The following is a 12,152-nucleotide window of genomic DNA, read 5'->3' as shown; positions in this document are numbered from 1 at the left end:
AATAAAAATGCCCATATTTTAATATGAGCATTTCTATTGTTTTATTAAATAGAGAATATAAAGGTTTATTAGAAATTTATCAAATTATTTGATATTGTACAATTCAGCTAATTTATCAAAAGCTGGTAGGGAATTTTGTATTTTATCATAAGCGATGCAATAAGATAACCTTGCATGTCCTGGGCATCCAAATGCTGACCCCGGTACTAATAATAGGTTAAATTGTTTTGCATTCTGGCAGAATTTTATATCATCCGCTATTGGTGTTTTAATGAATAAATAAAATGCCCCTTCTGGTTTTACACATTTAAAACCTATGTTTATAAGATGATTGTATAAAATATCTCTGTTACGCTTATATATACTGACATCAACTTCAGCCTCTAGGCAATTTGAAATAACCTTCTGGAAAAGTGATGGTGCATTTACAAAGCCCAAAATCCTGTTGGCCACATTTAATGATTTCATTATTTCGTCAAAGGAATCCATATCTGTATTTGCAACTACATACCCGATTCTCTCACCAGGCAGTGATAGCGATTTACTATATGAATATCCAATAAAGGAATTTTTATAGTATTTTATAATATATGGAACAAAAGCATTGTCATAAACTATCTCTCTATATGGTTCGTCAGATATTAGATATAAGCTTGTACCTAATTCTTCCTCTTTTTCACAAAGCAATTTTGATAAGTCTTGTATAACTTTTTCAGAATAAATAACACCGGTTGGATTGTTTGGAGAATTTATAATAATTGCTTTTGTTTTGCTATTTATTTTATCTTTTAATGCTTGCATATCAGGTTCAAAGGTATCAGTATTAGTAGGAACCACTACTAGATTTCCATCAAAATTATTTACATAGTTTCTATACTCTCCAAAAAATGGTGAGAAGACAATAACTTCATCCTCAGGGTTAAGTAATGTTTTAAGCAAAATATTTAATCCACCAGCTGCTCCACAAGTCATAACTATGTTAGCAAGTGAAATATTTACATTATGTTTTTTATTTAGAAATTCAGCAATTTTGGATCTAACATCTTCATATCCAGAATTATTCATATACCCATGTACAAGTTTAGGAGCAGTTTCATTTAAAATTTTATTGATTTCCATTTTAATAATCTCAGGTGGTGCAACACTAGGATTACCGATGCTGTAATCAAAAACGTTTTCTTCACCATAAATACTAGATAATCGTTTACCTTCCTCAAACATAGCTCTTATTATAGAACTATTAGCTACCAAATCTTGCATTTTGTTAGATATCATTTTAAAAGTCCCCTTTTCTATTTTGTCATATGGTTAAATTTTAATCTAATTCTATCTTTAATAATACCATAGTTTTAAACGATTACATACAAGTTGTTATAGCACGTATCATATATGAGGTTTAAGCCAGTTACAGTTATCTATCTGAATTAAGTAAGTAATGAGTTTAGGGCTTGCTATAACTTGGCTAAAGCATGGCTCAATATTTGTTTGAAATAAGTTCCGGTTTGTCGTATGATAAAGTTCATAAAACTATACCTTTATATTATTTTTTATATGGAGTACGATTTCCTCGATTATATCTTTAATTTGAAGATTTCTTGTGCCTGGAATATAAATGCCATGTTTTTGTAGTGGAAGTATATATTTAGTACAATCCATATTAAATATTGAGTTGGCAATTATGGGGGTGATTTCTCCGTTTATACCACCGCTACATATCATACCAATTGGTCCAATTATACTATCAACTTTATTTGTCCTGCAAAATGAGCAAATTTTATTTTCACCACTTATGCCAATATTTGCACCTGCGTTTATCATATTTGAAGTAGCATACGTATTTGTACCAAGTGCAATAATATAAACATTAAGGTCAATTTCTTTTCGAATTTTCTTTATCACTGCTTGACCAAGCCCAGCTCCTTGTGCATCTATTATAGCTATTTTCATTGTAATCCTCCTGAAAAATATAGTATATAGTTAGTTATATATAAACAATAGTATACTATAATATTCATGTATATTCTATTTTGGCTTAAACAAAATTACAACTTTAGTAGAAATAAAATAATCATGAAATTGTAATTTCAAGTAACTTAAAAGGATATAGATATGTATAAATACAAAGTTATTATTTACAAATGAAAAATTATATGTTATTGTAATTTTATATGCTACGAGAGCATATGCTTATTTAAAAAATTATAAATACATAAATTTTATTGATGACCACGAAGGTTGATCTCTGCAAAGCAGTTATTAATTTTTGTGGTTTCGTTTTTTTTAGAAATTATACAGGAGGAGTTAAAATGCACATTCCAGACAATTATTTAAGTCCAACAACATGCGCCGTTATGGGGGCAGTTATGGTACCCATATGGAGAATAGCTGTAAAAAAAGTTAATAACGAGTTAACAAAAAAGAGGATACCCTTAATGGGCATAGGAGCAGCTTTTTCATTTATGATCATGATGTTTAATATACCACTGCCAGGAGGAACTACTGGACATGCAGTAGGAGCGACCTTGGTAGCACTTTTTTTAGGGCCATGGGCAGCTTGCATATCGGTAACCATTGCACTGCTAGTGCAGGCAGTTATTTTTGGTGATGGAGGTATATTATCCTTTGGCGCAAATTGCTTTAATATGGCATTTATAGCACCGTTCGTTGGATATTATACATATAGTTTAATAAAGGAAAGAATCAAAACTAATAAAGGCACATATGTTGCAATTTTTATTTCATCGTACTTAGCACTCAATGTTGCTGCGCTATTTGCCTCCATCGAATTTGGAATTCAGCCTATTTTGTTTAAGGATGCACTGGGGATGCCACTATATTCTCCATATGCATTAAATATATCAATTCCCGCAATGGTTATCCCCCATTTGTTGGTTGTAGGTTTTTTAGAAGGAGTTATTACTGCTGGCGTCTATGCATTTGTTAAACAGGTTTCACCAGGAATTATTTATGAAGATTTAAAAGTGAAGATGAATCCTATTTATGGATTGCTTATAGGGATGGTTTGTCTTTCTCCACTTGGTCTATTAGCAACAGGTACAGCATGGGGAGAGTGGGGACCAGAGGAAATTAATTCCGTAGTAACTAAAGGTAAATTTCTAGGCTTTATCCCAAAGGGAATGCAAAAGGGTTTTAGTTTTAAGACACTAATGCCGGATTATTCAGTTAGTGGAATTTCAGAGATTATGGGCTATATACTATCAGCTATAGGAGGAGTTGCTATTATCATTATAATATTTAAGCTGATTAGCGGTATTAAAAAAAGACAACTAAAGCATTGATTTTTTGTATGAATAACATTATACTTGTACCATAAGCACATGTTTGAAATAATTTAAAATTAAATAATAAAATATAGGTTTAATTAAATTTAATTAATGAAAAGGGAATCAGGTTAAAATCCTGAACTATCTCGTAGCTGTAATAGATGAATTTTAGTACATTATGTCACTCGTAAATGGGGAAGGCGTACTTAAATAATGATTCTTAAGTCAGAAGACCTGCCTATATTAATGCACCGCAAACTCTACGATTGATAGGGAGGTCTTTACAATGGAAATCTGTTTACTGATATTATATGGTTAAACATATTTTTAAATCTTTGCCTTTTAACGCGTAAGTTAAAAGGCTTTTTTTTGGTTTATACACAGGCTTTCTAATTCTGAATTTTCTGAAAATGCTGCCGTGGGGTAAAAATTCAAAGGAGATGTGAAATGGTAAAAATTATTATTATATGTGCCATTTTTCTGATAGCTGTGTTTTTCTTCAAATGGGAACAAGAGAATAGGAATACCAATATGGATGGAACACATCACAATAAAATCGGACATAAACACGGTGAAGGATTTTCAATTGATTTTTATGCTTATAATTCTAAAATCAGATACTGGAATGCTACTTTTAAAGTGTCTTTTTCAGTTCTGATACTGATTCTTTGTAATCTATTGAACAATCCCTACGTATCTATTGCAATCATTATTGCAATGGCTTATGTGACCGTTGTTAAAGGAGAGCTTCCCGTACATGAATACTTATCAATACTGACGATTCCAATCATCTTTATACTACTTGGGACTTTTACAATTGCTATTGATTTTTCCAAGCAGGCCATGGGTCAGTACAACATATATCTTGGTTTCTGCTATGTTTTTACTTCTCAGGCAAAGCTTAAAGAAGTTGTATTTTTGATTATGAAGGTTTTTGCAGCTATCAGTGCTCTACAGATGATTACACTGTCGACCCCCTCCTCCGAGATTATTTATGTGCTTCGAAAGGCACATGTACCAAAAATTATTATAGAGCTGATGAATCTCATTTACCGTTACATATTCATTTTAATGGAGGTCTATACTAAAATGAAAAACTCCGCAGAATCCCGTCAGGGTTATTGTGATTTTAAAACTTCCTTCTATACATTTGGAAGCATTGCAAGCAATATGCTAGTTATTTCTCTAAAAAAAGCAAACACTTATTATGATGCTATGGAGTCCAGATGTTACGATGGAGAACTTATATTTTTGGAAGAAGATAAAAAGGTAAAGATAATACAAATTGTTACAGTGATGGTCTTTATCATTTTTCTGATTCTACTCTGGGTCTTTACAAAATAGAAAGAAAGGAGTCATTATGGTAAATCCAATATTAAAAGTCGAAGATTTATACTATGCCTACGGAAATGGAAAGTCTGCATTGGATGGTGTAAGTGTGGATATCTACGAAGGTGAGAAAATCGCTGTCATTGGTTCCAATGGATCTGGAAAATCTACGTTTTTCTTGAATATGAATGGTGTATTTACACCAGATCAGGGAGAAATCATTTACCAAGGTACTGTGGTCAATAAAAAAAGTTTGAAGGAGCTTCGAAAAAATATTGGAATAGTATTTCAAGATGCGGATAATCAAATAATTGCATCTACAGTTAGGGCAGAAGTTGGTTTTGGGCCTATGAATTTGAAGCTTCCAAAAGAAGAAGTACTGGAAAGAGTTGAGGAAGCACTGGCATACATGAATATCTCAGATTTTAAGGACCGTCCACCACACTATTTGAGTGGCGGTGAAAAGAAGCGTGTAACCATTGCAGGCATTATTGCTATGAAATCCAAAATCATTGTTTTTGATGAACCAATGGCAGCGCTGGATCCACTAAACGCATCCATGCTAGAAGAAGTTTTGGAAAAGCTTGGTTCAGAGGGTAAAACATTGCTGATTTCTACCCATGATGTAGATTTCGCATACAGATGGGCTGAGCGAGTTCTTGTATTTTGCCAAGGGAAAATTATTGCAGATGGAACACCTTTAGAGATTTTCCAAAACACGCAACTTTTAAAGCAGGCAAATCTAAAACAGCCAATTATGCTAGAAGTTTATGAATTGCTTGTAGAAAAGCATTTGATAGAAGATACTAAAACTTATCCCAAAAGTACACAAGAATTAAAGAATATATTTAATAAATAGGTAGTTTTTATAAAAATTTTAACTTGGATTAGATTAATTTAAACTAAAAACAATAAAGGAGGAAAAAATGAATAAAAACGAAAAGAAAATTATATCTATTGCTATAGCATTTGCAATAATTTTCGGCATAACTCCAGTGGCAAACGCAATGCATATTATGGAAGGATATCTTCCTCTAAAATTCTGTATTATCTGGGGGGTTATCTGCGTTCCATTCTTAGTGGCAGGTTATTTATCACTTAGGAGAACGTTATCTGCCAACCGTAGATCCATCACTATTCTTGCTATGGCAGGTGCATTTATTTTCATACTTTCATCTTTAAAAATTCCGTCAGTAACCGGAAGTTGCTCACATATGACCGGTACCGGACTTGGCGCAATCTTATTTGGACCAATGGCAGCCAGCATCCTGGGAATCATTGTATTGCTTTTCCAGTCAATTTTGCTTGCTCATGGCGGACTGACAACTCTAGGTGCTAATACCTTTTCTATGGCTATTGCAGGACCGCTTATTACTTATGCGATATACAAATTATGCAAAAAGCTAAAAGTAAATAAATATGTAGGTATTTTTCTAGCAGCATCAATAGGTGACTTATTTACCTATTGCGTAACAAGCATGGAGCTCGCACTTGCATATCCGTCATCAAACGGTGGTATAGCAGCATCTGCAGTAAAGTTTCTTGCAGTATTTGCACCAACACAGCTTCCATTGGCAATTATCGAAGGTATTCTAACTGTTGTCATCATTATGGGGCTTGAAACATATGCAAAATCCGAATTGACAGTTCTTGGATTCCTTACTGGAGGCGAAAATTAATGGCAAAGACGAAAAAAAAAGTTATTATTTTATTAGTTATTGCTGCATTGATTGCCATTATACCATTATTCACGTTAAAGGGTGCTGAATTCGGTGGCTCTGATGATGCAGGAAGCAAAGTAGTTTCCGAGATAACGGGTACTGAGTATAAGCCTTGGATTAACCCTGTTATGGAAACATGGATTGGAGGAGAATTACCAGGTGAAATTGAGAGTTTGCTCTTTTGTCTACAGACAGGTATTGGAGTTGGTGTTCTTTTCTTTTTTCTAGGAAGATTCGTAGAGAGAACTAAAAAAGAAAATCAGGATAATAAAACTAAAAAAACGACCTAAATCTTATACTGTGAGATTGGATTATATTAATATACTTCGGGGGGATTTTTATTAACATTGAAATAAATAGAAAAAATGGAGTACCATTTTACATTCAAATTAAACAACAGATTATAGGTGAAATAAAAAGAGGAACTCTCAGAGTTGGAACAAAATTACCTACAGAGAGAGAATTATCTGAGATGCTAAAAGTAAGCAGAAATACTGTGAGTACTGCATATAATGACTTGGAACATGGAGGAGATTTAAAAGCTTATCAAGGAAAGGGAACTTTTGTGGTTAAAGAAGCTATATCTTGGAAAAGTCAAAGTTTTAAAAACAACATAATAAAATTCGTTGACTTAGGAATAGACGAAGTTTTAAAAATTGGAATGGAGCCAGAGGAATTTTTAGACATAGTAAACCAAAGGGTGCATGAAAAAAGTATGCATTAAATATAAAGGATTTCATACCTTAACTATTAATTACATAATAATTTAGTAAAATTAACATCGTTTTTCTATATATTTAATGAAGAAAGTATAGACTATGGAGATAACAATGAGAATGAACATCAAAATTCATATTTTATTGAAGAAAAATAAAGTAATTAGAAGTCAACAAGTTATTTAGTCTTTTTACAATTTTAAGTACCTATTATCACCAATGTAGATAAAAGTAATGATGTAGAGAAATCTATAATTGGAGGGTAAATATTATGACAAGCGAAAATATTATAGGCGGAGTAATTACAGAGATAGGCTATGTATTAATGTTTTTATTTGTTTTATATTGCATTAATATGATTTTAGCAAGGTGAGGAATTGGACTAGTTTTGGCTATTAACAAAAAAATGCTCTCTTAGGGTGTTATCCTAGGAAAGCATTTTTTTAGATTTCCTCTTTATTATTCAATAATTACCTTATACTCCCTAAGCCAAGTATCCACTTGGATTAAATAAGCAATAAGTTGAGGACCTGCCATAAGTTGACCAAACCAAGGCTTACCATAGGCGAGTCCGCCTGAATCAACTATTTCCTGAACTTTTTCCTTGTTTATAATTTGTAATATTGGTGAAGATTTATCCTGTAGTATGCTGTTCATCCACTTTTGGACCGCAATTGTATAATTTGGGTTGTGGGTCTTTGGATAAGGACTCTTTTTCCTCCAAAGCACATCGTCTGGCAGTAAACCTGTAAGAGATTCTCTTAATAATCCTTTTTCCCGGCCTTTATAATATTTCATATCCATAGGGATATTGTAGGCATATTCTACAAGTCTGTAGTCTGCAAAAGGAACTCGTACTTCTAAACTATTAGACATACTCATTCTATCTTTTCTCGTAAGTAAGGTTATCATAAACCATTTTATATTAAGATAGAATAATTCTCTCATTCTATTCTCTCTTTGACTTTCCCCAGATAGACTAGGAACCTGCCGAAGACTTTCATCATATTTTTCTTGAACATATGCCTCCAGTGGAAGACTTTGAAGATCATGGGATAGTATACTTTTTCTATCACTTACTGATTTTGACCAAGGAAAGGTAGTAGCATTTATATCTTCCTCGCGTGTAAACCAGGGGTATCCACCAAAAAGCTCATCAGCGCATTCGCCTGATAGGGCCACAGTGGCATTTTTTCTTACCTGATTGCAAAAGAGGAATAATGAGGAATCTACGTCAGCCATACCTGGAAGATCATTTGCAAGAACTGCAGATCTAAGTGCAGAGGTAAGCTCAGGTGTATCAATTAGTATATTATGATGATCTGACCCAATATAGTCTACCATTTTATTAATCCAGTCCGCATCTGAATTTGGTTGAAATTCAGTAGGCTTAAAAAATTTTTTGTTATCAATATAATCTATAAAATAAGTATTTAAGGTACTCAAATTATTTCTTTTGAAGTAAGAAGAAGCTACAGCAGAAATTATACTTGAGTCAAGGCCGCCGGATAAAAAAGTACACACGGGGACATCGGCAACTAACTGTCTTTCAATTGAATCTACTAGAAGAGAACGAAGATGCTGGGAAGTTGTAGATAAATTTTCATCATGTGTTTTAGCAGTAAGTTTCCAATATTCTTTTGTCTGAAGTCCATTTTTACTATAACTTAAGCTAAAAGCAGGAGGTAATTCACTAATGTTTTTAAAGATACCACTACCAAGAGGTCTGGCAGGTCCAAAGCCAAAAAGTTCAGTTAGGCCTTGTTTATCAAGAATTGGTTCTACCATTGGATGAGCTAAAAGTGTCTTTATTTCTGAACCGAAAATCAAGGAATTATCTTTGATCGTATAAAATAGAGGTTTAACTCCTAAGGGATCCCTTGCTAAAAATAATTTTTGCTCTTTTTCATTCCAAACTCCAAAGGCATAAATGCCATTTATATGCTTAACACATTCCGCGCCCCAAAAGATATAAGCTACTAATAGCACTTCAGTATCAGAGTACGAGGAAAAAGTAAAGCCATTTTCTTTTAATGTTTTTCTTACATCTTCAGTATTATATAGCTCGCCATTATAAACTATAGTATAGGTATTATCCCCTATTTTTTTTGTCATAGGCTGTGCTCCACCTTTTGGATCCACAACCACTAAACGTCTATGACCTAAAATGGCATGCTTTGAAAAGTAAAAGCCACTATCATCAGGACCTCTTTTTTTTAAGGTATCAGTCATTTTAAAGAGAATCCCATCTTCTTGTTCAATATTACCGTATAGATTGACCCAGCCTGTAATGCCACACATATTAACATCTCCTAAAATCATATAACATAATCATAGTTATATTATGCAATTTAATTTAGAATGTGCATTAATTGCAAAAAAAAATTCATTAATTAAAAAGCATGTTCACCATGTGCCCTATCATTATTTATATGCATATAATGTAATGTAATATAGCTACTCGTTTAATTGGAGGTTTTTCATGAGTAATAAGTATAAAATTTGCGTATATGCAATTTGTAAAAATGAGGAGAAATTTGTTGACCGCTTTATGGATAGTGTTAGTGAAGCTGATATTGTTATAGTTGCAGATACTGGCTCTACCGATAATACAATTAATAAGTTAAAAGAAAGAGGAGCTCTTGTTTATTCCATATATGCTGATCCATTTCGATTTGATTATTCAAGAAATGAATGTTTAAAATTTGTTCCTGATGATATAGATATTTGTGTATCCTCTGATCTTGATGATGTTATTGAGCCTGGTTGGGCAGAACACCTAAAAAATGTATGGACCAAAGAAGCTACACGAGGATTATATTTATATAATTGGAGTATTAATGATGATGGTTTACCTGCTGTACAATATACTTGGGACAGAATTCATGCAAGACATGGATTTAGATGGATATATCCAACGCATGAGATTTTAGAATATATAGGTGTGGGAGAGGAAAAACAAGTTTATATTAAGGGCATGGTGTATAATCATTATCCTGATAAAACAAAAAATAGAAGTTTAAATCTTCCATTATTAAAATTGGCTGTTAGTGAAAATCCTGATAATAGTAGAAACATGTATTACCTTGGAAGGGAGTATATGTTTGATAGTAATTGGGACGATTGCATTTTAACCTTAAAGAATTATCTAAATCTACCTACATCAACTTGGGAAGAGGAAAGATGTTCTTCTATGAGGTATATTGGAAGAGCATATTGTGAAAAAGGAGAAATGTTGAATGCTAAAAAATGGCTTCATAAAGCAATAAGTGAATCCATTTCATTAAGAGAGCCCTATTTAGACTTATCCTTATTAGCTTATCGAGAAAAGGATTGGCTTGGTGTTTACTATTATGCAAAAGAAGCATTAAAAATAAAGGAGAAAAAATATATATTTGCTAACGATGCAAATGCTTGGGACTATACTCCGTATGATTTGGCAGCATTAGGATGCTACAACTTAAGTATGGTATCTAAAGCAATTGATTTTTCGCAGGAGGCTATTAATCTTTCGCCTAATAATCAAAGGCTATTAAATAATCATAAAATTTATTTGGATAGTTTATAAATATAATTATCTTGCTTAATATAATATAAAAATTATAGACTATAAAATTGATCTGTATTTTTTAAATACAACTAAAACTTTTATTAATTATCCATAACACAAAATTAGATATAAGCATATTATGTATAGATGGTATAACCATCTTAAATGAAAAGTACAAGCATTTTAAATAGATAAAATTTTCTTAATAAGGAAGGAGTTTATTATGATTAATTATAAAGGAAATTCTTCTGGCAAATATCAGCCTGATCAGATAGATGAATCTTATGACTATTTCATTCCTAAAAAAAACAATAGCAATGACAAACATGATTGCTGTGATCCCTGTAATCCATGTGATCATTGTAATCCATGTGATCCCTGTAATCCATGTGATTGCTGTGATCCCTGTAATCCATGTGATCCATGTGATCCTTGTCATCCCAGTTGTGTGAAATGTATAGTTGGACCAACCGGACCAACTGGACCAAAAGGACCAACGGGACCAACAGGACCAACAGGACCAACGGGACAAAATGGACGGAATGGCCAAACAGGACCAACCGGACCAACTGGACCGACTGGGCCGACTGGAAGAACTGGGCCGGCTGGTGAAACCGGACAAACTGGAGAAACTGGACCAACTGGTAGAACGGGACCAACAGGGCCAACAGGACAGGCTGGACAAAATGGACAAAATGGTCAAACAGGGCCAACAGGACCAACTGGACCACCTGGACAAAATGGTCAGACTGGTCAAACAGGCCCAACAGGACCAGCAGGACAAAATGGACAGAATGGCCAAACAGGGCCAACAGGACCAACAGGACCAACAGGGTCAACAGGACAGACTGGACAGACTGGACAAAATGGACAGAATGGTCAAACAGGACCAAGAGGGCCAATAGGACCAACAGGACCAACTGGACAGACAGGGCAGACTGGACAGACAGGACAGACTGGTCAAATAGGACCAACAGGACAAAATGGACAGAATGGTCAAACAGGGCCAGCAGGACCAATAGGACCAAGTTTTAATTCGTATGCAAATGGTGTTATAACAACAAATAAATTATCAATTCCGGTTGGAGGCACTATTATTTATGATGCTGTAAATATTGTAGGCATTGATCTAAATTATAGTTCATCAACAGGTGTCTTTACAGTTAATACAACAGGCGTTTATGTAATAGACTGGAAGTTAGCGGTTACTCCAAATCCTGGAACAGTTTCTATAGAGATTGATTTGGTGTCATCACTTCGTGGTGTTATCGCAGGTATATCTATTACAGCAACAAATCCAATAATAAGCGGTTCGAATAGGATTTATGCCGCAACAGCAGAAGAAACTTTCAGATTTGTTAACAATTCAAGTGGTCCTATTAGTATAGTATTGGTAGGTTTATCCGGACCTATTGGAACCGTATCTATTTTCAGAATTGTTTAATAGGATTAAGTTGACTTTTAACAGTAGCATAATATAAAATAATTTTATTGAATTAGAAGGGGCTACCTCTTGAAATGATTTTTAAATCATTTTGAGATAGCCCCTTTA

Annotated in this window: 11 protein-coding genes and 1 riboswitch; of the genes, 8 read left to right on the top strand and 3 right to left on the bottom strand. The window is 33.5% G+C overall.

Annotation, left to right across the window (positions count from 1 at the left end; all coding sequences use genetic code 11):
- Positions 1-84: 84 nt before the first annotated feature.
- Together KPL51_RS07220 and KPL51_RS07215 are read right to left on the bottom strand one after the other, a co-directional pair.
- Positions 85-1,275: a pyridoxal phosphate-dependent aminotransferase gene (locus KPL51_RS07220; protein WP_216158948.1), complete on the bottom strand. Its 1,191-nt coding sequence runs from the start codon at positions 1,273-1,275 to the stop codon at positions 85-87.
- A gap of 252 nt (positions 1,276-1,527) precedes the next feature.
- A complete protein-coding gene (locus tag KPL51_RS07215) occupies positions 1,528-1,947 on the bottom strand; it encodes a DUF3842 family protein (protein WP_216158946.1) in 420 nt (139 codons plus the stop codon).
- Positions 1,948-2,306: 359 nt separating this feature from the next.
- Here KPL51_RS07215 and cbiM point away from each other — a divergent pair, with 359 nt between their 5' ends.
- From cbiM to KPL51_RS07185, 6 genes are all read left to right on the top strand, one after another.
- Complete coding sequence (gene cbiM, locus KPL51_RS07210) at positions 2,307-3,299, top strand: cobalt transporter CbiM (protein WP_216158943.1); 993 nt, start codon at positions 2,307-2,309, stop codon at positions 3,297-3,299.
- Between the two features lie 58 nt (positions 3,300-3,357).
- Positions 3,358-3,539: riboswitch (cobalamin riboswitch) on the top strand.
- Positions 3,540-3,731: 192 nt separating this feature from the next.
- Positions 3,732-4,628 (top strand): cobalt ECF transporter T component CbiQ, encoded by an 897-nt coding sequence (cbiQ, locus tag KPL51_RS07205; protein WP_216158941.1) that lies wholly within the window; start codon positions 3,732-3,734, stop codon positions 4,626-4,628.
- 16 nt (positions 4,629-4,644) lie between these two features.
- On the top strand, positions 4,645-5,472 hold the full coding sequence (locus tag KPL51_RS07200) for an energy-coupling factor ABC transporter ATP-binding protein (protein WP_216158939.1): 828 nt from the start codon (positions 4,645-4,647) through the stop codon (positions 5,470-5,472).
- A 67-nt stretch (positions 5,473-5,539) separates the two neighbouring features.
- Complete coding sequence (locus KPL51_RS07195; RefSeq protein ID WP_216158937.1) at positions 5,540-6,292, top strand: energy-coupling factor ABC transporter permease; 753 nt, start codon at positions 5,540-5,542, stop codon at positions 6,290-6,292.
- On the top strand, positions 6,292-6,624 hold the full coding sequence (locus KPL51_RS07190) for a cobalt ECF transporter S component CbiN (RefSeq protein WP_216158935.1): 333 nt from the start codon (positions 6,292-6,294) through the stop codon (positions 6,622-6,624). The genes KPL51_RS07195 and KPL51_RS07190 overlap by 1 nt, the downstream gene beginning before the upstream one ends.
- Positions 6,625-6,644: 20 nt before the next feature.
- Positions 6,645-7,058 carry a GntR family transcriptional regulator gene (locus KPL51_RS07185; protein WP_312888479.1) on the top strand — a complete coding sequence of 138 codons (414 nt, stop codon included), beginning with the start codon at positions 6,645-6,647 and terminating at the stop codon, positions 7,056-7,058.
- A gap of 451 nt (positions 7,059-7,509) precedes the next feature.
- On the opposite strand, the gene asnB is transcribed toward KPL51_RS07185, so the two are convergent.
- Positions 7,510-9,351: an asparagine synthase (glutamine-hydrolyzing) gene (gene asnB, locus KPL51_RS07180; protein WP_216158933.1), complete on the bottom strand. Its 1,842-nt coding sequence runs from the start codon at positions 9,349-9,351 to the stop codon at positions 7,510-7,512.
- A gap of 181 nt (positions 9,352-9,532) precedes the next feature.
- Here asnB and KPL51_RS07175 point away from each other — a divergent pair, with 181 nt between their 5' ends.
- Together KPL51_RS07175 and KPL51_RS23975 are read left to right on the top strand one after the other, a co-directional pair.
- On the top strand, positions 9,533-10,618 hold the full coding sequence (locus KPL51_RS07175) for a tetratricopeptide repeat-containing glycosyltransferase (RefSeq protein ID WP_216158931.1): 1,086 nt from the start codon (positions 9,533-9,535) through the stop codon (positions 10,616-10,618).
- A 205-nt stretch (positions 10,619-10,823) separates the two neighbouring features.
- On the top strand, positions 10,824-12,044 hold the full coding sequence (locus tag KPL51_RS23975; RefSeq protein WP_280526759.1) for a collagen-like domain-containing protein: 1,221 nt from the start codon (positions 10,824-10,826) through the stop codon (positions 12,042-12,044).
- The last annotated feature ends 108 nt before the right edge of the window (positions 12,045-12,152 follow it).

The organism is Clostridium bowmanii, from assembly GCF_018861315.1.
In the GTDB taxonomy this organism is placed as follows: domain Bacteria; phylum Bacillota; class Clostridia; order Clostridiales; family Clostridiaceae; genus Clostridium_AD; species Clostridium_AD bowmanii.
Note: the sequence above shows the minus strand (reverse complement) of the source record. Positions and strands in the feature narration are given on the sequence as shown.